At 72.7% G+C, this 21,892-nt stretch carries 23 protein-coding genes and 1 pseudogene; 11 read left to right on the top strand and 13 right to left on the bottom strand.

Going from position 1 to position 21,892, the window contains the following annotated elements; translation table 11 throughout:
- Positions 1 to 2: 2 nt before the first annotated feature.
- Positions 3 to 1,223: an acyl-CoA dehydrogenase family protein gene (locus tag ACIQ9E_RS12355; RefSeq protein ID WP_403705955.1), complete on the bottom strand. Its 1,221-nt coding sequence runs from the start codon at positions 1,221 to 1,223 to the stop codon at positions 3 to 5.
- A 19-nt stretch (positions 1,224 to 1,242) separates the two neighbouring features.
- A complete protein-coding gene (locus tag ACIQ9E_RS12350; protein ID WP_403705952.1) occupies positions 1,243 to 2,148 on the bottom strand; it encodes an SDR family oxidoreductase in 906 nt (301 codons plus the stop codon).
- 133 nt (positions 2,149 to 2,281) lie between these two features.
- On the opposite strand from ACIQ9E_RS12350, the gene ACIQ9E_RS12345 reads away from it, so the two are divergent.
- Positions 2,282 to 3,208, top strand: a complete 927-nt coding sequence (locus ACIQ9E_RS12345) for a cyclase family protein (protein WP_403705949.1) — start codon at positions 2,282 to 2,284, stop codon at positions 3,206 to 3,208.
- 385 nt (positions 3,209 to 3,593) lie between these two features.
- Here the strand turns inward: ACIQ9E_RS12345 and ACIQ9E_RS12340 are convergent.
- From ACIQ9E_RS12340 to ACIQ9E_RS12330, 3 genes and pseudogenes are all read right to left on the bottom strand, one after another.
- Positions 3,594 to 3,998 (bottom strand): annotated as a pseudogene (locus tag ACIQ9E_RS12340) (ATP-binding protein); the annotation flags it as partial.
- Between the two features lie 400 nt (positions 3,999 to 4,398).
- Positions 4,399 to 5,472, bottom strand: a complete 1,074-nt coding sequence (locus tag ACIQ9E_RS12335) for an acyl-CoA dehydrogenase family protein (RefSeq protein WP_403706241.1) — start codon at positions 5,470 to 5,472, stop codon at positions 4,399 to 4,401.
- 1 nt (position 5,473) lies between these two features.
- Positions 5,474 to 6,610: an acyl-CoA dehydrogenase family protein gene (locus tag ACIQ9E_RS12330; protein WP_403705946.1), complete on the bottom strand. Its 1,137-nt coding sequence runs from the start codon at positions 6,608 to 6,610 to the stop codon at positions 5,474 to 5,476.
- Between the two features lie 175 nt (positions 6,611 to 6,785).
- Here ACIQ9E_RS12330 and ACIQ9E_RS12325 point away from each other — a divergent pair, with 175 nt between their 5' ends.
- The 3 genes from ACIQ9E_RS12325 to ACIQ9E_RS12315 all read left to right on the top strand — a co-directional run bounded on the left by ACIQ9E_RS12325 (position 6,786) and on the right by ACIQ9E_RS12315 (position 10,685).
- Positions 6,786 to 8,321, top strand: a complete 1,536-nt coding sequence (locus ACIQ9E_RS12325; protein ID WP_403705943.1) for a class I adenylate-forming enzyme family protein — start codon at positions 6,786 to 6,788, stop codon at positions 8,319 to 8,321.
- A 161-nt stretch (positions 8,322 to 8,482) separates the two neighbouring features.
- Positions 8,483 to 8,788: a hypothetical protein gene (locus ACIQ9E_RS12320; protein WP_403705940.1), complete on the top strand. Its 306-nt coding sequence runs from the start codon at positions 8,483 to 8,485 to the stop codon at positions 8,786 to 8,788.
- Between the two features lie 391 nt (positions 8,789 to 9,179).
- The gene (locus ACIQ9E_RS12315; protein ID WP_403705937.1) at positions 9,180 to 10,685 is read left to right on the top strand and encodes an MFS transporter; all 1,506 of its coding nucleotides are present in this window, start codon (positions 9,180 to 9,182) and stop codon (positions 10,683 to 10,685) included.
- An 85-nt stretch (positions 10,686 to 10,770) separates the two neighbouring features.
- Here the strand turns inward: ACIQ9E_RS12315 and ACIQ9E_RS12310 are convergent, their stop codons facing one another.
- The 4 genes from ACIQ9E_RS12310 to ACIQ9E_RS12295 form a co-directional block, all read right to left on the bottom strand.
- Positions 10,771 to 11,946, bottom strand: a complete 1,176-nt coding sequence (locus ACIQ9E_RS12310; protein ID WP_403705934.1) for a UDP-N-acetylglucosamine--N-acetylmuramyl-(pentapeptide) pyrophosphoryl-undecaprenol N-acetylglucosamine transferase — start codon at positions 11,944 to 11,946, stop codon at positions 10,771 to 10,773.
- Between the two features lie 141 nt (positions 11,947 to 12,087).
- On the bottom strand, positions 12,088 to 12,297 hold the full coding sequence (locus ACIQ9E_RS12305; RefSeq protein ID WP_403705931.1) for a DUF397 domain-containing protein: 210 nt from the start codon (positions 12,295 to 12,297) through the stop codon (positions 12,088 to 12,090).
- 14 nt (positions 12,298 to 12,311) lie between these two features.
- Entirely contained in the window at positions 12,312 to 12,527 is a 216-nt protein-coding gene (locus ACIQ9E_RS12300; RefSeq protein ID WP_403705928.1) for a DUF397 domain-containing protein, read from the bottom strand.
- Positions 12,524 to 13,360 (bottom strand): helix-turn-helix domain-containing protein, encoded by an 837-nt coding sequence (locus ACIQ9E_RS12295; protein ID WP_403705918.1) that lies wholly within the window; start codon positions 13,358 to 13,360, stop codon positions 12,524 to 12,526. The genes ACIQ9E_RS12300 and ACIQ9E_RS12295 overlap by 4 nt, the downstream gene beginning before the upstream one ends.
- Before the next feature lie 108 nt (positions 13,361 to 13,468).
- Here ACIQ9E_RS12295 and ACIQ9E_RS12290 point away from each other — a divergent pair, with 108 nt between their 5' ends.
- From ACIQ9E_RS12290 to ACIQ9E_RS12275, 4 genes are all read left to right on the top strand, one after another.
- Positions 13,469 to 13,687, top strand: a complete 219-nt coding sequence (locus ACIQ9E_RS12290) for a hypothetical protein (protein ID WP_403705913.1) — start codon at positions 13,469 to 13,471, stop codon at positions 13,685 to 13,687.
- Positions 13,677 to 13,919, top strand: a complete 243-nt coding sequence (locus ACIQ9E_RS12285) for a hypothetical protein (RefSeq protein ID WP_403705910.1) — start codon at positions 13,677 to 13,679, stop codon at positions 13,917 to 13,919. The genes ACIQ9E_RS12290 and ACIQ9E_RS12285 overlap by 11 nt, the downstream gene beginning before the upstream one ends.
- A complete protein-coding gene (locus ACIQ9E_RS12280; protein WP_366255981.1) occupies positions 13,916 to 14,068 on the top strand; it encodes a hypothetical protein in 153 nt (50 codons plus the stop codon). Before ACIQ9E_RS12285 ends, ACIQ9E_RS12280 begins: the two co-directional genes overlap by 4 nt.
- A 63-nt stretch (positions 14,069 to 14,131) precedes the next feature.
- A complete protein-coding gene (locus tag ACIQ9E_RS12275) occupies positions 14,132 to 14,368 on the top strand; it encodes a hypothetical protein (protein WP_366255983.1) in 237 nt (78 codons plus the stop codon).
- On the opposite strand, the gene ACIQ9E_RS12270 is transcribed toward ACIQ9E_RS12275, so the two are convergent.
- Positions 14,349 to 14,864, bottom strand: a complete 516-nt coding sequence (locus ACIQ9E_RS12270) for an EF-hand domain-containing protein (RefSeq protein WP_366255984.1) — start codon at positions 14,862 to 14,864, stop codon at positions 14,349 to 14,351. The two genes, ACIQ9E_RS12275 and ACIQ9E_RS12270, sit on opposite strands and share 20 nt — an antisense overlap.
- Positions 14,865 to 15,177: 313 nt before the next feature.
- Between ACIQ9E_RS12270 and ACIQ9E_RS12265 the strand changes: the two genes are divergently transcribed.
- Both ACIQ9E_RS12265 and ACIQ9E_RS12260 read left to right on the top strand, forming a co-directional pair.
- Positions 15,178 to 15,759, top strand: a complete 582-nt coding sequence (locus tag ACIQ9E_RS12265) for a sigma-70 family RNA polymerase sigma factor (RefSeq protein ID WP_403705906.1) — start codon at positions 15,178 to 15,180, stop codon at positions 15,757 to 15,759.
- Between the two features lie 209 nt (positions 15,760 to 15,968).
- Positions 15,969 to 17,126, top strand: a complete 1,158-nt coding sequence (locus ACIQ9E_RS12260) for a maleylpyruvate isomerase N-terminal domain-containing protein (RefSeq protein WP_403705903.1) — start codon at positions 15,969 to 15,971, stop codon at positions 17,124 to 17,126.
- Between the two features lie 64 nt (positions 17,127 to 17,190).
- On the opposite strand, the gene purU is transcribed toward ACIQ9E_RS12260, so the two are convergent.
- Positions 17,191 to 18,042: a formyltetrahydrofolate deformylase gene (gene purU, locus ACIQ9E_RS12255; protein WP_403705900.1), complete on the bottom strand. Its 852-nt coding sequence runs from the start codon at positions 18,040 to 18,042 to the stop codon at positions 17,191 to 17,193.
- Between the two features lie 336 nt (positions 18,043 to 18,378).
- Positions 18,379 to 18,825, bottom strand: a complete 447-nt coding sequence (locus tag ACIQ9E_RS12250; protein ID WP_403706239.1) for a hypothetical protein — start codon at positions 18,823 to 18,825, stop codon at positions 18,379 to 18,381.
- Between the two features lie 180 nt (positions 18,826 to 19,005).
- On the opposite strand from ACIQ9E_RS12250, the gene ACIQ9E_RS12245 reads away from it, so the two are divergent.
- Positions 19,006 to 20,412: an ABC transporter substrate-binding protein gene (locus tag ACIQ9E_RS12245; protein WP_403705898.1), complete on the top strand. Its 1,407-nt coding sequence runs from the start codon at positions 19,006 to 19,008 to the stop codon at positions 20,410 to 20,412.
- A gap of 26 nt (positions 20,413 to 20,438) precedes the next feature.
- On the opposite strand, the gene ACIQ9E_RS12240 is transcribed toward ACIQ9E_RS12245, so the two are convergent.
- Positions 20,439 to 21,629 (bottom strand): hypothetical protein, encoded by a 1,191-nt coding sequence (locus ACIQ9E_RS12240; protein WP_403705895.1) that lies wholly within the window; start codon positions 21,627 to 21,629, stop codon positions 20,439 to 20,441.
- Positions 21,630 to 21,892: the final 263 nt, after the last annotated feature.

Here is a 21,892-nt window from a genome sequence, read left to right as displayed (position 1 = left end):
GTTCACCCCTTCGGTTCCTTCGGGAGGCCGAGCACCCGCTCGGCGATGACCGTGCGCTGGATCTCGTCCGAGCCGCCGTAGATCGTGTCGGCCCGGCTGAACAGGAACATCCTCTGGTCGGGGGAGAGTTCGTACGGCGCGTCCGCACACCACTCCCCCGGTCCGGCCGTCGCCGCCGCGCCCCGTACGGCCATCGCCAGCTCGCCCAGCGTGCGATGCCAGTTGCCCCAGAGGAGTTTCGTCACGCTCGGCGCCCCGGGATCGCCCCCCGGCTCCGGTTCCGCGAGGGCGTTCCAGCGCAGGGCCCGCAGCCCCGCCCACTGCCGGACGAGCCGCTCGCGGATGACGGGATCGTCCGCCGCGCCCGTCGCCACCGCGGTACGGACGACCTCCCGCAGCTCCGCTTCGAAGCCGATCTGCTGGGCGAGGACGGCCACCCCCCGCTCGTCGGCCAGGAGGGCCATCGCGACGGTCCAGCCGTTGCCCTCACCCCCGACGACCTGCCCGGCCCCGACCGCCGCCCCGTCGAAGAACACCTCGTTGAACTCGCTGGTGCCGGTGAGCTGCCGGATCGGCCGGACCTCGATCCGGCCCGGCTGGTCCATCGGCACCAGCAGCAGCGAAAGCCCCCGGTGCCGCCGGGAACCCGGCTCGGTGCGGGCGAGGACGAAGCACCAGTCGGCCTCCCGGGCCAGCGACGTCCACACCTTCTGGCCGGTGATCCGGTAGCCGCTGCCGTCCCGGACCGCGCTGGTACGGACGGCCGCGAGGTCCGAGCCCGCGCCGGGTTCGCTGTAGCCCTGGCACCACAGCGCCTCGCCCCGGGCGACCGGCGGCAGAAACCGGTCCTGCTGCTCCCGTGTCCCGTACCGGATCACCGTCGGCGCCAGCAGGTTCTCCCCGATATGCCCGACCCGGCCGGGCGCCCCGGACCGCGCGTACTCCTCCGCCCACACCACCTGGAGATCCCGGCCGACGGACCGGTTGCCCCAGCGCGCTTCGGGCCAGCCCAGCCCGATCCACCCGCCGCTCCCCAGTGCGCGCTCCCACTCCCGGCGTACCGCGACACCTTCGTGCTCCCGCCCGGGGCCGCCGCCCGCGCTCCGGTGGGCCGCGGTGAGGTGCCCGGCCAGCCAGGCCCGTACCTCCGCCCGGAAGACCCCATCGGCGGAGCGTGCAGAGGCTGCCTCGGCCGTCTCGTCTGCCTTGTCTGCCTTGTCCACGCTATGCGCCTCCCCCGGCTCAGGTGTTGGGGCGTTCGCCGGCCTTCGCCGCCCGCGTCATCTCCGTGAGCGCGGCCAGCATCGGCATCGGATCGGTGCCGACCGTGCCGGGCAGGAAACCGGCGATCTTCTCCGGGGTCCAGCCGCCCTCCGCGTATCCGGCGCGCAGCTCACGCGGCTGCGCCCAGACCGCGATCTTGGGTCCGGCGATCGTGTAGACCTGTCCGGTGATCTCCCGGGCCCGGTCGGAGAGCAGATAGACCACCAGGGCGGCGACGTCCTCGGGCTCCCCGATCTCCGTCAGCTCCATCGGCACCCCGGCGGACATCCGGGTCCGGGCGACCGGCGCGACGGCGTTCGCGGTGACGCCGTACCGGTGCAGTCCGAGTGCGGCGCTGCGGACCAGCGAGATGATCCCGCCCTTCGCCGCCGCGTAGTTGGCCTGGGCGACCGAGCCCTGGTGGTTTCCGCTGGTGAAGCCGATAAGAGTGCCGGAACCCTGTTTCCGCAGGACGGCGGAGGCGGCGCGGAAGACGGTGAAGGTGCCCTTGAGGTGGGTGGCGACGACGGGGTCCCACTCCTCCTCCGTCATATTGAAGAGCATGCGTTCGCGGAGGATTCCGGCGACGCAGACGGCGCCGTCGATCCGTCCGTACGCGGCGAGCGCGGTGTCCACGAGCCGCTGTCCGCCCGCCATGGTGGAGATGTCGTCGGCGACGGCGACCGCGCTGCCGCCCGCGGCTTCGATCTCCTTCACCACGGTGTCGGCGACCTCGGAGGCGGGTTCGGCGCCGTCGACGGACACGCCGTAGTCGTTGACGACGACCTTCGCGCCCTCGGCCGCCGCGGTGAGGGCGACCGCCCGGCCGATGCCCCGGCCCGCGCCCGTGACGGCGACGACCTTGCCTGCCAAGAAGTTCCCCACGCCCGGCCCCTTCCCACGGTTTCTGACGGACCGTTAGATTCTAGGCGGGTCCGGACGCCCCGCACAGCCCCTGGACCGCAACCGCGGGCCGGGCTCGCCGGACTGCCGGACGTCCCGAGGAGGTCGGTGCGCGATGCCGCTGCCGCGCGAGTTCCACGAGGTCGCCGAACGCGTGAACAACTGGGGCCGCTGGGGGGACGACGACGAGATCGGCACCCTCAACCTGGTGACCGACGGGGTGGTACGGGCCGCGGCCGGCACCGTCCGCTCCGGCCGGCGCATCGCGCTCGCGCTCCCGCTGCACCGGGACGGCCTCCAGACCGGTCTGGTCCCCGGCCGGACCAACCCCTGCCACACCATGCTCCAGATCAACTACGAGATGTTCGGCCCGGGTACGGTCGCCACCAGCGACGACACCGTGACCATGGCGCTCCAGGCGGCCACCCACTGGGACGCGCTGACCCATGTCTCGCACAGCGGCACGCTCTACAACGGCCGTCCGGCGAGCACGATCACCCCGCACGGCAGATCGCGGTTCAGCGGCATCGACAAGATCCCGTACGTGGTCTCGCGCGGGGTGCTGCTGGACGTGGCCCGCGCCAAGGGGGTCGAGCGGCTCGGCGGCACGCACGCGGTCACGCCCGAGGATCTCGACGAGGCCGCGGAGTTCGGCGGGGTGACCGTCGGCGCGGGTGATGTGGTGCTCGTACGGACCGGCCAGATGCGCCTGTTGGCGGCTGGGGACAAACACGCCTACGGGTTTCCGTCGCCGGGGCTCTCCGTCCGTACGCCGGAGTGGTTCCACGCCCGGGATGTGGCCGCCGTGGCGACGGACACGCTGTCCTTCGAGATCGTCCCGCCGGAGATCGACGATCTGTGGCTGCCGGTGCACGCGCTCCATCTGGTCGAGATGGGCCTGCTCCAGGGCCAGAACTGGGATCTGGAAAAGTTGTCCACAGCCTGTGGAGAAGAACGCCGGTACGCGTTCCTGCTCTCGGCCATGCCGGAACCGTTCGTCGGTGGCACGGGGACACCGGTCGCCCCGGTCGCGGTCTTCTGAACCGCCGCCGGACCGGTCGTGCCGAACGCCGGAGCCGCCGGACCGGGTCCGGTGAACCGCTGGTTCCGGCCTTCAAGGCGGCCGGGCCGCCGGATCCCGCCGCCCCTCAGCGGCGGACGGCCGCCAGTTCGACCGGCGTACCGGTACGGACGGCCCCGCCGCGCGTGCCGTCCCGCGCCCCTCCGGCGCCGGGCCCCGGTTCCCGTACCGCCACCGTCCCCGGCTGCCGGACGGCGACCGTGCCCGGGTTCCGTACCACCACGGTCCCCGTACCGCGGGACGCCTCCCGCGTCCCCGCCGTCGCGCTCTCGCGCGCGGTGCCGCCGATCGGGCCGGAGCAGGTACCGCGGGCGCCGCGCGTGTCGTCCGGATACGCCGCCCCGGCGGGCACGCCCCGGTCGATCTCGCACCAGATCGACTTGCCGTTGCCCTCCTGGGACCAGCCCCAGCGGTCGGCCAGACCGTCGACGAGTTCCAGGCCGCGCCCGTTGGTCTCGTCGTCCTCCGCGGTACGCCGCCGGGGCGGCCGGGCGCAGCGGTCGGCGACCTCGACCCGGACCGTGCCCGCCTCCTCCTTGCCGAAGCCGAAGAGCATCCGCAGTACGGCGGGGCAGCCCGTGTGGACGACCGCGTTGGTCACCAGCTCCGAGATCAGCAGGATCAGCGTGTCCGCCAGCGGCTCGTCGTGCTCTATCCCGGAGCCGACGAGCCGGGACCGCGCCCATCTACGGGCCCGTCCCACCTCCGCGGGATCGGGACCGACCTCCAACTGAACCTGGAGCACCTGCACCGCTCACACCATCCGAACCGGCGGACACAACGCCTCGCGCCTCGACTGGGTCTTTCCCGGCAGGGTCACTGCCTGTGACTCCCGTGCGGGACAGCATGGTTGACGTACAGTCACCGCAACAAGCGCTTCGGGCATATTCCAGCACGAAGGAGTACTCGGGGTGAATGCTGTGCGACACCTGCCGCGGCGAGTCGAACAGGGGCCCGCGGCCCGCTCACCCGTGGTGTGAGCGGCGCGCATTTCCGGGCACGGGGACACCGCAGGGGCGTCACCGCGGCCGTCGTGCCTCGGTACGACTCGCATTTCAGGGAGCGTACCGGAGTGAGCGGCCGACGACGGCCCGTGACGAGTCATCCGAAGGACACAACCCGATATCGACGCAACGTGACACGCCATGGTGCTATAGCGACGGGTGCGCCGCCCGGGCCCCGGCGGACACGGCCAAGGCGCGGGCCGCGGTCTCCTGGGCCTCGGCGGCGAGGGGCCGGGCACGGGCCCGCAGCCAGGCGCGTTTGAGGTGGAGATGGATGTCCGCCTCCCAGGTGAAGCCCATACCGCCGTGGATCTGGACGCAGTCGCGGGCGTTGGCGACGGCTGCGTCGTCGGCGAGGAGTTTGGCCCCGGCGGTCTCGGCCGGATCGCCGGAGACGGCCGCGGCGTAGACGGCGGCCCGGGCGAGTTCGGTACGGACCAGCATGTCCGCGCAGAGGTGTTTGACCGCCTGGAAGGATCCCACCGGACGGCCGAACTGCTCACGCTCCCGGGCGTACCGGACGGCCAGTTCGGTGACGCGGCCCGCCGTGCCGAGCTGCTCGGCGGCGGTGAGGAGGGCGGCCGAAGGGTCCCAGGGGCCGGGGGCGGCCGGTCCGGGGGCGGCCGGTGCCGGGACGCGGTGCAGGGGAGTGAGCGGATCGGCGGACCGCAGGGGTACGGCTCCGGGGAGCCCGGACCGCAGGGGTACGGCTCCGGAGGCCCCGGCGTCCGGGAGTACGGCCCCGCCCCTCACGCCGGGCCCCGCGCCGGGCCCGCCGCCCGCCGTGACCCCGCCCCCCGTCCCGTACCCCTCCACCACACCCGCCTCCACCACATCCGCCTCCACCACATCCGCCTCCGCCAGCCACGCCACCAGCCCGCCGTCCACCCGCGTGACCACCGTCTCCCCCGTCGCCGCGCCCGCGACCCGGCCCGCCGCCAGATGCGTGGCGACCAGCGGCCCGGGGACGAGCGCCCGCCCCAGCTCCTCGAAGACGAGGACGGCCTCCGGCGCCCCGAGGCCCACACCCCCGGCGTCCTCCGGCAGTCGCAGCGCGAACACCCCGGCCTCTGCGAGCGCGGCCCACACCACCCGGTCGAGCCGCGGGGGCTCAGCGCCGTCGGCCATCGCCCGCAGGGCCTTCGGCGGGCAGACCCGGTCGAGGAGTCCACGGGTGGCGGACCGCAGCGCCCGCTGGTCCTCGGTGAGCCGGAACCGCATCTCAGGCACCGCCCTTCGGCAGGCCGAGCAGCCGCTCGGCGATGATGTTCCGCTGGATCTGGGAGGTCCCGGCGGCGATCGTGTACGAGAGGGACGACAGCCGGTCCACCGCCCACTCCCGCCCGAGGTCGAGCGCGTCGGGCCCGAGGACCTCGGCGGCGGTCTCGTACAGCTCCTGCCGGGCTCCCGAGTAGCGGAGCTTGAAGACGGAGCCGCCGGGGCCGGGGGCCGCGCCGCCGGTCCTGGCCTCGCTGACATTCCACTGGACCAGCCGCCACAGCGCGGTGAACTCCGCGTGCAGCCCGCCCAGCCTGCGCCGGAGGACCGGATCGTCCCAGCGGCCGGTCTGCCGGGCCGCGGCGGCGAGGGCGGCGAGGGTACGGCGGCAGGCGACGACCTCCCCGGCGAAGGCGGTGCCGCGTTCGAAGGAGAGGGTGACCATGGTGACCCGCCAGCCGTCGTTCTCGGCGCCGACCCGGTGGGCGGCCGGGACCCGTACCTCGTCGAGGAAGACCTCGGCGAACTCGGCCGTTCCCGCCAGTGTGCGCAGCGGCCGGACGGTGATCCCGGGCGCGTCCATGGGCAGCGCCAGCCAGCTGATGCCCCGGTGCCGGGGGGCGGCGGGGTCGGTGCGGACGAGGAGTTCGCACCAGTCGGCGACCTCGGCGTGCGAGGTCCAGATCTTGGAGCCGGTGACCACGTATGCGTCGCCGTCGCGGACGGCCCGGGTGCGCAGGGCGGCGAGATCGGATCCGGCGCCGGGTTCGCTGAAGCCCTGGCACCAGATCTCGTCGCCGCGCAGGATCGGGCCGAGCCACCGTTCGCGCTGTTCGGGGGTGCCTTCGGCGGCGATGGTGGGCCCGGCGTGGAGGAGGCCGACGAAGTTGGCGCCGACGTAGGGCGCGCCGGCGAGTTCGGTCTCCTCCAGGAAGACCAGCCGGAGGCCGGGGTCCGCGTCCCAGTGGAGCCGGCCGTACCCGGCGTCGTACAGCATGCGCTGCCAGTGGGTGTCGTACGCGCGGCGGCCGGGCCAGTCGTCCGGTGAGGGCTTCGGGGGGAGCCGGGGCAGGGCGGTGGCCAGCCAGCTCCGCAGGGCCGTGCGGAACGCCGCTTCCTCTTCCGTCGGGCCGAAGTCCATGGAGCCCGGTCACCCCGCCTTCGCCGCACCTGATCTGACATGCCATCAGATACTTATCGGCCCCAGGCTAAGCCCCGCCCCCGACCGCCCACAAGCGGTCGCACGCCTACCCCCCTGACCCTATCTGACGTACCGTCAGTTCACTTCTCCCGGCCCCGAACGGAGGCGTACGGCCATGGAGTCCACACGTACGGAACCGGGGCAGCCGGCCGAGGGGAGCACCGCCCACGCGCTCGGCGCCGCCCGCACCCTCTGGGAGCTGATCGACCGCCGCGCCGCGCTCACCCCCGGCCGCCGGGCCCTCCTCCAGGGCGACCGCGTCCTCACCTTCGGCGGGCTGCGGGACGCCGCCGAACGGACCGCGGCCGGACTGCACGGACTGGGGGTCCGCCCCGGCACCGTCGTCGCCTGGCAGCTCCCCACCACGGTCGAGACCGTCGTCCTGACCGCCGCCCTGGCCCGGATCGGCGCCGTACAGTCCCCGGTCATCCCCTTCTACCGGGACCGCGAGGCCGGTTTCGCGCTCCGCGCCTGCCGCGCCGAGTACTTCGCCGTGCCCGGAGAATGGCGTGGTTTCGACCATACGGCGATGGCGGTACGGCTCGGCGCCCGCGGTGTGTTCGAGGCGTACGGAACCCTTCCGCAGGGCGATCCGGCCGTCCTGCCCCCGCCGCCCGCCGACGGCACGGCGGTCCGGTGGATCTACTGGACCTCGGGCACCACCTCCGACCCCAAGGGCGTCCGCCACACCGACCGCTCCCTGATCGCCGCCGGATCCTGTCTCGCCCACGCGCTCCGGCTCACCCCGGACGACATCGGCTCCATCGCCTTCCCCTTCGCCCATATCGGCGGCGCGGACTATCTGGTGATGCTGCTGCTGTACGGGTTCCCCGCCGTCCTCTTCGAGAAGTTCGCGCTGCCCGACGCGCTGCCCGAGTACCGCCGTCACGGCGTCACCACCGCCGGCGGCTCCACCGCCTTCTACGCGATGTTCCTGGCGGAACAGCGGAAGCTGCCGCCCGGCGAGAAGCTGATCCCCACCCTGCGGCTGCTCGCGGGCGGGGGCGCGCCGAAACCGCCCGAGCTGTACCACGCGGTCGTCCGCGAACTGGGCTGCGCGCTCACCCACGGCTACGGCATGACCGAAGTCCCCATGATCACGATGGGGTCCCCGGACGACTCCCCCGAGCATCTGGCGACCACCGAGGGACGGCCGCCGGAGGGCATGGAGATCCGGATCGTCGACGGGGAGGTACGGCTCCGCGGCGAGGCGGTCTGCCGGGGCTATCTCGACCCGGCGCACAGCGCCGAAGCCTTCGACCCCGACGGCTTCCTCCGCACCGGCGACCTCGGACACCTCACCCCCACCGGGCATCTCGTCCTCACCGGCCGCCGCAAGGACATGATCATCCGCAAGGGCGAGAACATCTCGGCGAAGGAGGTGGAGGATCTGCTCCACACCCATCCCGCCGTCGCGGACGCGGCGGTGATCGGACTGCCGGACGAGGAGCGGGGGGAACGGGTCTGCGCGGTCCTGGAACAGCGGCCGGGTACGGCTCCGCCGACCCTGTCCGAGGTGACCGCCTTCCTCACGGGCCTCGGCCTGGCCCCGTACAAAATCCCCGAACAGGTGGAGGTCGTCGACGCGCTGCCGCGGAACGAGACGCTGCGGAAGGTGCTCAAGTACCGGCTGCGGGAGCGGTTCGGCTGAAGGGGGCGCGACCAGGCCCGCGGTCACGCCCGGACGGAATGTCAACATTTCCCGCACGGATCGTCATGTCACCCCGCTGGTCCGCCCGTAGATTCTCCTGATCCGCCCGAGCGTCTCTCCGGAGAGCGAGCCGGCATCCCCGCACACGCAAGGAGACGCACGTGAATCGCAGGAGGTCGCGGGGGATATCGGCCGCCGTGGCGACGCTGGCCGTCCTGGGGCTGGTGGCCGCCGGGACCGGATCGGCCGCCGCGGCCGGTGAGCCGGACGGGACCGCCGTGAGCGCCGTGAGCGCCGTGGACGCTGTGAGTGCCGTGGACGCTGTGAGTGCCGTGGACGCTGTGAGTGCCGTGGACGCCGTGCAGCGTGACGCCGAGACCGTGCCGGACGGGAGCCCGGGAAATTTCGGCTACCCGGACCACGAGATCGGGTACCTGATCCTCCGGCAGGCCCCGAGCCGGGCATGATCCCGGCCGGGTGGCTTCGGCCCACGGGGGCGTCGAAACCACCCGGCCGGTGCACGCCGCCGCGCCCCCGCGGTACCCGTCGGCGGGCACCGCGGTCTCCCGCAGACGGCACCGCCCGCTGCGACCGTCGGCGTCGGCAGCGCGAACGCCCCCACCATCCCGCCCGCGCGCACCGGCCTCGCCGACCGCTCCGACCGCTCCGGCCGCTCCGGCCGCCGCATCGTGGCGCACCGGACGGGAACCGGCCCGGGGCGCCGGACGGAACGGCCTAAAACACTGGGCCTTTCGGGCTACGCACCGCGCCACGCTCTGCTCCCGCCCCGGTCCCGCCGGGCAGTCTGCACCCGTCGGACGGACTCACCGGGACACCGGGGCAGAGGGGCGGAGCAGGGTGGCGGACACGGACAGGGACACGGTCGACGGAGCCGGTCGCGAACCCGGGCGCGGACGGCGGTGGACCATGCTGTCCGTCCTCTGCCTCAGCCTGCTGATGGTGGCGCTGGACGCCACCATCCTCAATGTCGCCCTGCCCTCCCTGATCGACGATCTCGAACCCGACGCCCTCCAGCAGCTGTGGATCATCGACGTCTACGGGCTGATCCTCGGCGGCCTCCTGATCACCACCGCCGGAATCGGGGACCGCTACGGCCGCAAACGCCTCTTCCTCGCGGGCGTCACCCTCTTCGGCCTGGCGTCCGTGCTCGCCGCCACCTCCGACAGCTCGGCCCAGCTCATCGCCGGACGGGTGCTGCTGGCCATCGGCGGCGCGATGGTGATGCCCTCCACGCTCTCCCTGATCCGCAATATCTTCCACGACCCCCGGGAACGCACCCTCGCGATCGGTGTGTGGGCGGCGGTCGCGGGCGCGGGCGCGGCGATCGGGCCGCTGGTCGGCGGGGTGCTGGTGGAGGAGTACGGCTGGTCCGCGGCGTTCTGGGTGAACATCCCGGTGGTCGCGCTGACCCTGGCGGCCGGGATGTGGCTGCTGCCCGAGTTCAAGGATCCGGGGCACGGACGTCTCGACTGGGTGGGCGCGCTGCTGTCGGTCGCCGGGATCATCGCCCTGGCCTGGGGTATCAAGCACCTCGCGAAGAGCGGCTTGGACGTTTCCGGGGTGCTGGTGCTCCTCGCGGGCCTGGGCCTGCTCGCCCTCTTCGCCCGCCGCCAGCTCACGCAGTCCGATCCGCTGCTGGACGTACGGCTGTTCCGCAGCCGCCCCTTCACCGCGGCGGCGGTCGCCACGCTGCTGGCGATGATGGCGATCGGCGCCGCGCTGTTCCTGCTGTCGCTCTGGTTGCAGTACGTCCACGGCTACTCGCCGTCCCAGGCCGGTCTCCGCACCCTGCCCGCGGCCCTCGCCGCCCTCGCCGGTTCCCTCACCGCGCCCTGGATGATGCGGCACGCGGGGGTACGGACGGCGATGGCCACGGGCCTGGCGTTCATGGTGGCGGGCTTCCTGGTGCTGGCGCTCTCCCCGGTGCCGACGCCCTATCCGTACATCGCCGTCGTCTTCGCCGCCCTGGGGATCGGGGACGGCCTCGCCATCACCACAGCCGCGGCGGTCCTGGTCTCCGCGGTCCCCGCCGAACGGGCGGGCCAGGCGGGCGCGGTCTCCGAGACCTCGTACGAACTCGGCGTCGGCCTGGGCGTCGCCCTCCTCGGCTCCGTCCACGCGGCGGTGTACGCGAGCCACATGGCGGGCCGCCCGTCCGCCGCCCGGGAGTCGATCGGCCAGGCGGCGGAGCTGAACGACCCGACCGTCCTCGCCGCCGCCCGCACCGCGTTCGACTCGGCGCTGACGACGACGGCGTGGGTGTCGGTGGGCTTTGTGGCGGCGGGGACGGTGCTGGTGGCATGGCTGGTCCCGAAGGACTTCACCGCGACATCAGCGCATTGAGGCCGGGGCGTTCAACGACTGCGCCGTGGTGATCGAGGCGGGCACCGCCCTGCATCTCGGGAGGCGCCGCACCTGAAGGCGCCGATCAGACGGACGCCGCGGACAGCAGCACGTCCACCAGCCTGTCCGCCGCATCAGGTCGCCCATGCGTCCGGGCCCGCTCGGCCATCCCCGCCCGCAGGGCAGGGTCGGCCAGGAGCGGGCCCACCGCCTCTTGCAGAGACCGGCCGGTGGCCTCGCCGAGCAGAGCCAGCGCGGCCCCCGCGTCGGCGAGGTGCCGGGCGTTGTGGGCCTGCTCGTTCCCGGCCGACGTGGCGAGGGGGACGAACACGGCCGGCTTGCCGAGTGCCGTCAGCTCCGCCAGGGTCCCCGCCCCGCTCCGGGAGATCACGACGTCGGCCAGCGCCAGAACGTCCGGCAGTTCCGCCCCGACGAACCCGGTGACGTGGTATCGGCCGGCGAGCACCGGGTCCAGTGCGCCGACCGCCGCCCGGAGTCCTTCCACGTTCGCAGGGCCGCACTGGTGGACCACGTTCGCATGTGCCAGCAGCCAGGGCAGCGCATCACGAACGACATTGTTGATCTGCTGGGCGCCCTGGGCCCCACCGGTGACGTACACGGTCGGCAGATGCCGGTCGAAGCCGTACAGGCTCAGCGCTTCTACTGCCTTGTCCGCGTGCCCGCCCAGTACTTCCGGCCGTACCGGGTTGCCGGTGACGACCGCACGCTCACGTACCTCGGCGGGCAGCAGTGACAGCGAGGACTCCGAGGACACCGCGATCCGCGTTGCCGAACTCGCGAGCTTCCGGTTGGCCAGCCCGAGCCGGACGGTCTGCTCGTGCAGGACCAGGGGAACACGGCACAGCCGCGCGGCCAGCCCGGCCGGGACCGCGACGTACCCGCCCGTCGCCAGGGCCACATCCGGCTGGAAGTCCGAGACGATCGACCGGGCCTGAGCCACACCGAGCGGCACCCGCGCCATGTCCTTCATGTTCGCGGCGGACAGCATCTTGAGCGGATTCGACGAGCGGCGGATCTTCCCCGTGGCCACCGTCTTGAACGCGATCCCCTCCGCCGGGGCGACACGCCCTTCGAGACCGTCCGCAGTCCCGATCCACAGCACATCCAGCGTGCTGCCCGCATCTGCGAGACGACGTTGCAGGGCACGGATCGCCGTCAAGGCCGGGTAGGTGTGACCGCCGGTGCCTCCGCCCGTCACGAGCAGCCGGAACGAACGCGGGAGCACGGAGGAGGTAGTCACCCCACGCACCCTACTGGCTGCCCAGCCGCTCGCCCCGCCGCCCGGGAGTCGATCGGCCAGGCGGCGGAGCTGGACGACCCGGCCGTCCTGTCGACGGCGCGCACCGCGTTCGACTCGGCGCTGACGACGACGGCGTGGGTGTCAGTGGGTGCCGAACCCGCAGGTCCTGACGCCCGCGACGAGCCCCGCGAAGGCGGATACGGAGACCAGGAGCACGGGGCCATCGGTGTGCTTGCTGTCCCGGAGGGGGACGGTGCCGGTGGCGGACGCGTACTGAGGGGCCCATTCGACGCAGGTGCCGCCGTTGTTGCTGTACGAGGACTTGGTCCAGTCGAGGCAGTCGTACGTCACGGTGGTTCCTCTCGTCAGTTGGTGCCCAGGCCTCCGGCCTTGACGCCCGACACGAAGGCGGCGAATGCGCGTGCCGGGACGCTCAGGACGGGGCCGGTGGGGTTCTTGGAGTCGCGCACGGGAACGACGCCGTGGGATATGGCGAGGTTGGCGGCCACCTCGACGCATGCGCCGCCGTTGTCGCTGTACGAGGACGTGAACCAGCGGGGGGATTCGATCGTCGGGGTCACGGGGAGCCCTTTCGTAGCTCGTGGATCATGGCGACGGATTCCGCCTGGGAGGCGGAGACAGCCTGTAGCTGATGGTAGGCCGTCAACTGCGGTACGACCGATGGGATATGGCGATCGAAGTGCCCCTGGGTCTGGGACTCGGCGTAGGCCATCAGGGACCGGTCGGCCATCGTCAGAAGATAGAGCGGCAGATTGACCGGCCTCCGCTCCCCTATCTCGAAGGGGGCGATCTGGAGGATGGTGTTCGGCTCCTCGGCAAACTCGACCAGACGGTCGAGCTGAGCCCTCATGACCTGCCGTCCTCCTACCCGCCGGCGCACACAGCTCTCGTCCAGTACCGCGATCACCATGGGCGGCCGGGGACGGGCTACGGCGTGCTGGCGCTCGGCCAGGATGGCGACTCGTTCCTCCGCCAGTTCCGGCGTGATGGAGCCTCGCTGCACAGCACTGTCCACCAGCACTCGCGCATACTCGGGCGTCTGCAACAGGCCCGGGATGATGCCCGTTTCGAATACCCGGATCTCCACCGCTTGGGCCTCGTGGCCCACGTACTCTGGAAAACCTTCCAGCAGTACGCCGTTTCGCATCTCTCTCAACGAGCGTTCGAACGATTCGGATGTTCCTTCGAGACCGAAGGCCACATCGAGACCCCGCGAGAACCGGAGAGTCGGTGGCTTACGACCAGTTTCCGTCGCCGAGATGTGTTTGCTGGAGTACTCCGTCCGATCGGCCAGCTCCTCCTGCGTCCAGCCACGAGCCTCCCGCATGCTGCGTAAACGCGCACCGAAGGCCGCCTGAGGACTCCTGCCAGGGTTCAGTTCCTTGCGATTCATAAGGCAACGCACCTGCCCCTTCCTTCATTTGAGGCACGTTGAAGGAGGACCAACTCTAGGCAAACCTGAAGCTCCTTGTAGTGGAAACGCTACAGAAAGGAGCGACCCATGCCCGCTGCCCACGTCGTCACCCCCGCCCCCGCCCCCCAATCCCAACTCGACGCCCTGATCAGAGCGGGCGGGTTCTGGGGGCTGGCGCCCGACTGGGTTCCCCGGGGCGGATACGCCTGCGACCGCGGCACCCTCGTCGCCGCCCTCGCGGCCCTCCGGCGGCTCGCGCAGAACGAGGCGATCCGGCTGCGGAGGGGGCGGGCCCATGTCCACTGAGGCAAGTGCAACGCCCTGGCGGCCGGAGATCGGCGGGACGGCCAGGGACACCGTGCGCAACAAGGTGGGACGGGTCATGGACCGGACGCACACGCGCTACTGGCTGCGGCCCCTCGGCGGCGGCATCGAGTGGGACGTGCCCGCGGCCGATCTGCGGCCCGTGACCGCCTCCGAACTCCTCAGCACCGCCGTCACCGAGGCCAACGAGCGCAGCAAGGGGGCGACGGTGTGACCGCGACCGTCTGCGCGCGCTGCCGCGAGCTGGAGGACGAGGAGCTGGAGGCCAGGGGGACCGGGGACCAGTCCCGCGCGGCCGACTGCCGCGTACTGCGCCGCCGCCACGAGGAAGCCGGCCACCCGACCGCGCCTCCCGAGTCCTGACCCGCCCGGAAACACCAGCACCCGGCGGACCGCCCCAACGGTCCACCGGGCCCGGAGGTGACCATGACACGCGACGCCCTCGTCGCAAAAACGCCGCGGCCCTTCGACGCCGTCTGCGTCCGCTGCAAGGCCGAAACCTGCGCCCCGACCGAGGTCGGTTCGGTGGAGCGGGCGAGCGGTCCGCCGGTGGTCCTCTACGCCTGCCCCCGCTGCGTCATCGGCCACGGCGCGGGCCCCACTCCCGGCGAGGACATCAGCCCACCGAGCGCCCCGGCAGGGGCTACGGGTGCTCCGGAGTGACGTAGTACGCCGCGAACGCCTTCAGCGCGTCGTCCTCGCGGACGCGGCCGTCGCCGTCCGGGTCGAGGGCGCGGGACGCCTCCGCGGCGAGGGCGGGGGATACGCCCAGGACGGTCAGGACCCGCGCCGCCGCGGCGGTCGTCACGCCCTGGCCGTCGGTGTCCGCGACGGCGATGACCGCGTGGAGGAACGGGCGGGCGATCTCCGCGAAGCGCTCCGGGTTGTCCCGGAGGCGCTTGACCGCCCCGGTGACGAACTCCTGGCGGCTGACGCGCTGGTCGCCGTCGACGTCGGCGATTCCGGCCATGCCCTGCCAGAAGGCCTCCGCACCGCTGTAGAGCGCCTGGCCCTTGTCGCAGCGGGGAGTCGTGGAGAACTCGGCGAGCAGCCTCGCGGCCGCCCCGCTGAAGTCCTCACGGTCGATGAAGCCGTTGCCGTCCTGATCGAATGCGGCGAACCGAGACGCGATCTTGCGCTCGTACTCTGCGCTGTCCATGCGGGGAGCGTAAGGCCCCGAGCGGCTGACGCGTGCAACTACCCGCCAATTGACACCGCGCGAACGGAAAACCAACCGCCGGTGACCGGCCGATGAGCCCCCGCCGCTCCCCCGCCACCCGCGGTGACCTGCGGTGACGCTCGCACCTCCACGCTCCCCATACCACCTCGACCCGCCCCTGGGGGCGCACTTGGCGCAAAGGGGCGTACACGACCCGGTGCGCGCATTAGATTCGGGGGAGGGGTAGGCGTAAGCACCACGACGGCGGAACGACACAGAGGGACAGGGCGGACAGGGTTGGGGGCCGGAACCGATGGCTAAGGACACGCAGCTGCGCTGGGACCGCCGGATGCAGCAGCGGCTGGCCCGGGGCGAGGCCGCTGCGCTCGGTGAGCTGTACGACAAGTTCGCCTCCCTCGTGCACAGCCTGGCGCACCGGGTGCTCGACGACGACGAGGCGGCCGACCAGGTCACCCGGGACGTCTTCGGCTATCTCTGGGAGCACCCCGACGCCTACGACCCGCGGCACGGTTCAATGCGCTCCTGGGTCGCCCGGGTCACCAACCGGCACGCCGTGGACCGGCTGCGACGCACCGGAGCCGCCGCGCTGGCCCGCGGCGCCGACGGCACCACGGAGCAGTTGGAGCAGCGGGTGCTGAGGGCCGCCGCCGAGGCCCGCGCCGACTACATACGCACCTCGATGCCGGCCCCGCTGCGCCAGGCGCTGGAGCTGGCCTACTTCGAACGGCGGGACTACCGCCAGACCGCCGCCGACCTCGGGGTGACCGAGGACGAGGCCCGGCGCAGGCTCCGGCTCGGGCTGCAACTGCTGTCGACCGCCCACAGCCGCCCGGTGGACGGCGGCGTACCGCCCGGTCACGGACGCTCCCTGTGAACGGGCCGGCGGCAGGGGAAGGGGACGACGAACCCGAGGAGGTCCGAGGGGCGCCGCGAACGCCCGGCTCACGGCCGGCCGGTACCGGCCACCGGCCCCCGCCGGGGCCGTCCGCGGTGCCCCGCCCGGCGACGAGCCCGGGAGAGAGTCCGAAGCCGTGCGACCCCGCGCACGGCACCCTGCCAGCCGACCATCCGGCCGAGGCCGATATGCCCCGTACACCAGACCGACCGATCCACTCCACGGACGGAGGAGACAACACCGAAGGGCCGTTCACCCACAGCGTCCTGAAGTCCCTGCTCGGCGCCTGGGCGCTGGCCGCCTGCTCCGCCGAGGAGACCGCTGCCGTCGACGCGCACCTGAGCCGATGCGCGCCCTGCGAGGACGAGGCACGGCGGCTGCGCGGCGCGGTCGAGCTGCTGCACACCGAACGGGATCTCGACCTGCCGGCGTCGCTGCGGTTCCGGGTGCTGGAGAACTGCCTGGTCCGCCGGCCGCCCCGGATCCCGGTGCCGGACTGGGCCGCTCCGTACGATGCGGAGACGGCCCGGCTCGACGCCCTGCTCCGGGACATCGGCGGCCGGGACTGGGACGTCCCGGTCCCGCTGCGCTGGTTCGACGGCCGGCGCGCGGTCGAGGAGTGGACGACCGTCAGCCGGGTGATAGGGCATCTGACGAGCGTCGACGGTCTGGTGGCCAGTGCCCTCGGGCTCGACGATCCGATCGGGCGGGAGGCGCCGAGGGGCCCGGCGGAGCGGACGGAGAAGTTCTGGCGGGCCGAATCGGGGCCCCGGGGCCGGTCCGTCCACCCGCCGTGGCGGGAGCAGAGCCACACCCTGATCCGTACGGTCTCCTTCGCCGGTCCCGGCGCCGCCGATCTGTCGGTGTCGTACGGGGACTTCTCCCTCCCGCTGCGGGACTCGCTGATCGACCGGGCCTTCGAATGCTGGATCCACGCCGACGACATCGCGGGCGCGGTGGCCTATCCGTACGATCCGCCGCGCGGCCCGCATCTGAACCGGATGATCGACCTGGCGGCCAGGCTGCTGCCCGCGGCGCTCGCCGGACGGCGGCGGGCCGGTCTGGCCGGGCCCGTACGGCAGCTCGTCATGGCGGGTGCGCCGGGCCGCTCCGTCCATCTGGAGGTGGAGGGCGCGGGCGGCGGCAACTGGTACATCGCGCTGGACTCCCCGGCCGCGCTCGGCTCACCCGACCACACGGTGGCGCAAGTGGCGCTGGACGCGGTGGAGTTCTGCAAACTCGTCGCCGGTCATGTGCCGCCGGAGGATGCAGCGGCGGGCCAGGACGGGGACCGGGAGGCGATCCGGGACCTGCTGTTCGCGGCCGCGTCACTGAGCAGGCTCTGACCTCGCCGCCGCCGGAACGCGACCGGCGGCGGCGAGGTCAGGGCCGAGGCTCAGGACTCAGGACTCAGGCGAAGACGACGGTACGGTGCCCGTTCAGGAGGATCCGGTGCTCGGCGTGCCACTTCACCGCGCGCGCCAGCGCCTGGCACTCCACATCCCGGCCCACCGCGACGAGCTGGTCCGGGGTGACCTCGTGGCCGACCCGCTCCACTTCCTGCTCGATGATCGGGCCCTCGTCGAGATCGGCCGTCACATAGTGCGCGGTCGCGCCGATCAGCTTCACTCCGCGGGCATGCGCCTGGTGGTAGGGCTTGGCGCCCTTGAAACTCGGCAGGAAGGAGTGGTGGATATTGATGATCCGGCCGCTGAGCTGCTTGCACAGATCGTCGGAGAGCACCTGCATATAGCGGGCGAGGACCACCAGCTCGACATCCTGCTCCCGGACCAGCTCCAGCAGCTCGGCCTCGGCCTCGGACTTGTTGTCGCGGGTCACCGGGATATGGCGGAAGGGGACTCCGTACGAGCCGACCAGCTCTTCGAAGTCTCGGTGGTTGGAGACGACCGCGGCGATCTCCACCGGCAGCGCGCCGATCCGCGAGCGGAAGAGGAGGTCATTGAGGCAGTGACCGAATTTGCTGACCATCAGGACGACCCGCATCGGCTCGTCGGCCCGGTGGATCTGCCAGTCCATCTGGAAGGAGTCGCCGACGGCGGTGAAGCTGGCCCGCAGCTTGTCCACGGTCACCGGCTGCTCGGCCGAGAACTGGACCCGCATGAAGAACAGACCGGTGTCCTGGTCACCGAACTGGCGGCTGTCCTCGATATTGCAGCCGGTGATGAAGAGGTAACTCGATACAGCGTGCACAATGCCCTGTTTGTCCGGGCAGGACAGCGTCAGTACGTACTGTTCGGTCATCCTCGTAGGGTGCCACACCGGCACCCCGCGACGCGGGTATCGTCCGCAGAACGGACGCGGGGCACGGGCCCCGGGGGCTAGGTCCTGTCCGGGCGATCTTCGAGGATCAGCCCGCGGCTCCCCCAGCCCTGCGGCTGGGTGGTGCCCCCGGATGCGGTGCATCGCAAGGCGGAGGTCCACGGCTCGTACGCATGGGGGCACCCCCGCGCCCGGAGGGCTGCGGGGGAGTACTTGCGTGGTCCGACAACGCAGCGTGGGGGTACCACCCGGGCCGCCAGGCCCAGGGGGAGTGCCGTAGCTGTCGTCGCGGGCCCGACAAGATCGCCCGGACAGGGCCTAGGCGGACCGGGTCATGATCCGCAGTACGTCCAGCGACCTCGGCGGGGCGTCCGGGTCCTCGGCGTCGTTCTCCGCGAGCCGTACATGCGCCTCGCGCGCCGCCCGTACCGCGTCCGGCCAGCCCGGATGCTCCAGATACGCGGACACCGGAGCATCCGCCCCGACCTGGTGCATGATCCGCAGCACCCGCAGCACCGCGGCATCCACCAGCGCGGCCTCGGCAGCATCCCGGAAGATCGTCCCGATGTACTTCTCGGCGGACCAGTTGTCCAGCCACGTGTCCTCGACCAGCCGGTAGACGGCGTCGGTCACATCGCCGTAGCCCTCCCTCCCCGCAAGCCAGGTCTCCTGGTGGAAGGCGGGGTCGGAGAGCATGTGCAGCGCCGAGCGCACATTGAGGCGCCAACGCCACCAGGGCATGTCAGTGAGCGGCATACCGCCCATGGTGGAGGAGCGGCGTACGCGACGGGAAGGGGGATTCGAGGCGGACTGCACGCCGACGATCGTACGTTCCCGCCTCGCGCACCCCGCCCTCCCCCCGGTGCACGCTGTTCATCCGTCCGCCACCTTCCCGCCGACAACCCACACTCCGCCGTTACCGCGGTGGCGGAAACGTGATGACCCATGACGGACAGCAGGCGCCACTCCCCCGCCGCCGGAGCCACCTCCGATACCGCCCCCGGTACCGCCTCCGGAATCACCGCCGGAACCACCGCCGGTCCGGAAGCCGCCGGGACCGGCTCCCCGGCACCATCGGCCCGCACACGCCGCGCACTCCGCACACCCCGCGCCCGCAGCGGGCCGGCCGCCGCCGCGGCCCTCGCCGGGACCCTGCTCCTCTCCGGCTGCGGCGCCCTCCCCGGCCTCGGAGGCGATCCCGACCGGATCACCGTGATGACCTTCGCCCCCGAGGGCACCGACGCCACGAACATGCCCGGCATGCCCGCCATGGCCGAGGCGTACGCCCGCTGGACCAACGCCACCGGCGGTATCGACGGCCACGAACTGCGGGTCATCACCTGCAACGAGGGCGACACCCGGCGCGGCGCGGCCGACTGCGCCCGGCGGGCGGCCCGCGAGAAGGTCGACGCGGTCGTGGGCTCGTACAGCCAGCACGGCAATGCCTTCCTGGCCCCGCTCCAGGTCGCCTCCATCCCCTACATCGGCGGCTACGGCATCTCCGACGAGGAGTTCTCCTCCGTCGTCTCCTACCCCGTCAACGCCGGACAGGCCGCGCTCCTGGCCGGACAGGGCGTCCAGCTCGCCGACGAATGCCGCCGGGTCGCAATCGTCCGGCCGGACACCGCCGCGGGCGACTCCCTGCCGCAGCTCCTCGGCGCCGGACTCGCCCACGGCGGCCGGCCCGCCCCCAGCGATATCCTCGCCCCCGACAACGCCACCGGCTACGCCCGGGAGGCCGCCCGCGCCCGGGACCGGGCGGGCGCCGGAGCCGAAGGCAGCTCCGACGAGCGGCCCGGCTGTGTCACGGCGGCCCTCGGCGAACGCACCGAGACCTTCGTCGACTCCTACCGCCGGCTTCCCGACGACGGCCGCGAGATCAGGTTCTCTTCCGTGAGCGGCAGCGTCGACCAGCCCCTGATCAACCGCACAGGCGGACGCCAGGGGCCCTACGAGGGCGCGTTCGTCACCGGCTGGTACCCCGGCACGGACGATCCCCGCTGGAACCTCATGAAGAAGGTCATCGACGAACACGCCTTCGGTGACGACCGGATCGACCCGGCCGACGCGGGCGTCCAGACCACGTGGATCGCCTACTCGGTCCTCGCCGCCACCATCCGGGCCGTCAACTCCGACACGGTCGACTCACGGCGCATCATCCAGGCCCTCGACACCGGCACCGAAGTCACCACTGGAGGCCTCACCCCCACCCTGAGCTGGCGCTTCGCCGCCCTGACCGGCTTCTCGGGCTATCCGCGCGCCGCGAACCGCTCGGTCACCTTCCAGGTCGTACGCGCCGGACGCCTCGTCTCCCAGGGCAAGGGCATCGACGACATCGGCAAGATCCTCTAGCCACCGGCTCCCCCGGCTCCCACCGCTCAGAGCTGTTCGGCGCGGCGCTCGGTCAGCTCGTGCTCCTCCGCGATCGCGTTCCACACCCCCGCCGCCTGCCGCTTCGCCGCGGTGGCATCGGCACTGGCCCGGTTCCCCTCCACCGCCCGGCGGGTGGTCCGGGCCCGGCCGTCCCGGCAGCCCCGCTCGCCCTGGACCTGCTCGGCCCAGGACGCGTAGTGGTCGTCCGCGGCCGCCGACGACTGCCACGCCCTGATCAGGGCGGCACTCAGCTCACCGCCGCGCGGCAGCCGGTCGACACCGAGCGACTGGAGCCGGGCCACCAGCGTCCGGCGCTGCTCGGCCGCGCCCCGCAGATCGGTGGCCGCCCGCCCCAGCTCCTGGCACCGCCGGATATTCGCCACCGAACGCACCACGGCGTCCCGGCTGTTGTTGCTGTCGGCCAGCAGCCTGTCCAGCGCCTCCGCCTGGGTACGGGCGGGGCCGTCGGGCCGGTCCTCCTCGTCCTCGGCGGAGGCGCTCGCGCTCGGCTTCGGCGGCGGGGGCGGGAGCGCGGCAGCGGACCGCGTGGGAGCGGAGGTGCCGGGGGCGGCGGCGACGGAGGGCGGCGCGTCGTCGGTGCCCGTATCGTCCCCGCCGTAGATCGCGGCGCTCAGCCCGAGCCCCAGCACCGCACAGGCGACGACCACGGCCCCCATCACCGCGAGCTGCGAGGCCTTCTGCCGCTCCGCCTCCCGCTTCTCCCGGGCGCGCGCCGCCCGGGGGCTCTCGGGGCGGTCGCCGTCCTGCCGGAAGAGACTCTCGAACGGGTCCGGCGCTGCCTCCGGCGGGGGTACGGGCGGGAGCAACCGGGTCTCGTCGTGGTCGCGTTCCCGGGGTACGGGCGGGATGAACCGGGTCGCGTCGTCCGCACCCTCGGGCGGTACGGGCGGGATGAACCGCGTCGCGTCGTCCGCACCCTCCGGCGGCACCGGCGGGATGAACCGCGTCGCGTCGTCCGCACCCTCGGACGGTACGGGCGGGATAAACCGGGTCGCGTCGTCCGCGCCGTCCGGCGGCACCGGCGCGAGATTCATGGTGGCGTCTTCCTGCGGTACGGGCGCCGGGCCCCAGGGGTCGCCCCACGGCTGCCCGGGAGCGGGCGTGTCGGGTATCCAGGAACCACCGGGGCGGCCGCCGCCCTGCCCTTCCCCGTGCCCCTGTCCGCTGTGCGTCACCGGAACCTCCATCCAAAGCGCGCCGCGCTCTCCAACCGCCCCAAACTACCGGGTCGCCTCCCCCTGGGGGTTGCTCCCCGGGGGGACTCGGGGTGCGGCACCTGTGGTGTGCGGGCCCCCGGTGCCTCGGGGTTGCGGAGAGCGCCGTGCCGGACGGGGTCCGTGTCCGGCCGCGGGCCGTGCGTGGCTGATCGCGCAGTTCCTCCCCCTACGCCTGGCGGCGTGGGAGGTACCCCCACCTACGCCCGGCGGCGTGGGAGGTA

Source organism: Streptomyces sp. NPDC094448 (assembly GCF_044763775.1).
GTDB lineage: Bacteria > Actinomycetota > Actinomycetes > Streptomycetales > Streptomycetaceae > Streptomyces.
This window is presented reverse-complemented; position numbering and strand designations above follow the sequence as displayed.

What these genes read in the sequence shown, in the direction of transcription:
- ACIQ9E_RS12245 (WP_403705898.1), top strand. Translation starts at nt 19,006, where the DNA reads ATGACGGACAGCAGGCGCCACTCCCCCGCCGCCGGAGCCACCTCCGAT.
- ACIQ9E_RS12285 (WP_403705910.1), top strand. Translation starts at nt 13,677, where the DNA reads ATGTCCACTGAGGCAAGTGCAACGCCCTGGCGGCCGGAGATCGGCGGG.
- ACIQ9E_RS12335 (WP_403706241.1), bottom strand. Translation starts at nt 5,472, where the DNA reads ATGCGGTTCCGGCTCACCGAGGACCAGCGGGCGCTGCGGTCCGCCACC.
- ACIQ9E_RS12325 (WP_403705943.1), top strand. Translation starts at nt 6,786, where the DNA reads ATGGAGTCCACACGTACGGAACCGGGGCAGCCGGCCGAGGGGAGCACC.
- ACIQ9E_RS12250 (WP_403706239.1), bottom strand. Translation starts at nt 18,825, where the DNA reads ATGGGCGGTATGCCGCTCACTGACATGCCCTGGTGGCGTTGGCGCCTC.
- purU (WP_403705900.1), bottom strand. Translation starts at nt 18,042, where the DNA reads ATGACCGAACAGTACGTACTGACGCTGTCCTGCCCGGACAAACAGGGC.
- ACIQ9E_RS12345 (WP_403705949.1), top strand. Translation starts at nt 2,282, where the DNA reads ATGCCGCTGCCGCGCGAGTTCCACGAGGTCGCCGAACGCGTGAACAAC.
- ACIQ9E_RS12265 (WP_403705906.1), top strand. Translation starts at nt 15,178, where the DNA reads ATGGCTAAGGACACGCAGCTGCGCTGGGACCGCCGGATGCAGCAGCGG.
- ACIQ9E_RS12260 (WP_403705903.1), top strand. Translation starts at nt 15,969, where the DNA reads ATGCCCCGTACACCAGACCGACCGATCCACTCCACGGACGGAGGAGAC.
- ACIQ9E_RS12270 (WP_366255984.1), bottom strand. Translation starts at nt 14,864, where the DNA reads ATGGACAGCGCAGAGTACGAGCGCAAGATCGCGTCTCGGTTCGCCGCA.
- ACIQ9E_RS12275 (WP_366255983.1), top strand. Translation starts at nt 14,132, where the DNA reads ATGACACGCGACGCCCTCGTCGCAAAAACGCCGCGGCCCTTCGACGCC.
- ACIQ9E_RS12330 (WP_403705946.1), bottom strand. Translation starts at nt 6,610, where the DNA reads ATGGACTTCGGCCCGACGGAAGAGGAAGCGGCGTTCCGCACGGCCCTG.
- ACIQ9E_RS12290 (WP_403705913.1), top strand. Translation starts at nt 13,469, where the DNA reads ATGCCCGCTGCCCACGTCGTCACCCCCGCCCCCGCCCCCCAATCCCAA.
- ACIQ9E_RS12295 (WP_403705918.1), bottom strand. Translation starts at nt 13,360, where the DNA reads ATGAATCGCAAGGAACTGAACCCTGGCAGGAGTCCTCAGGCGGCCTTC.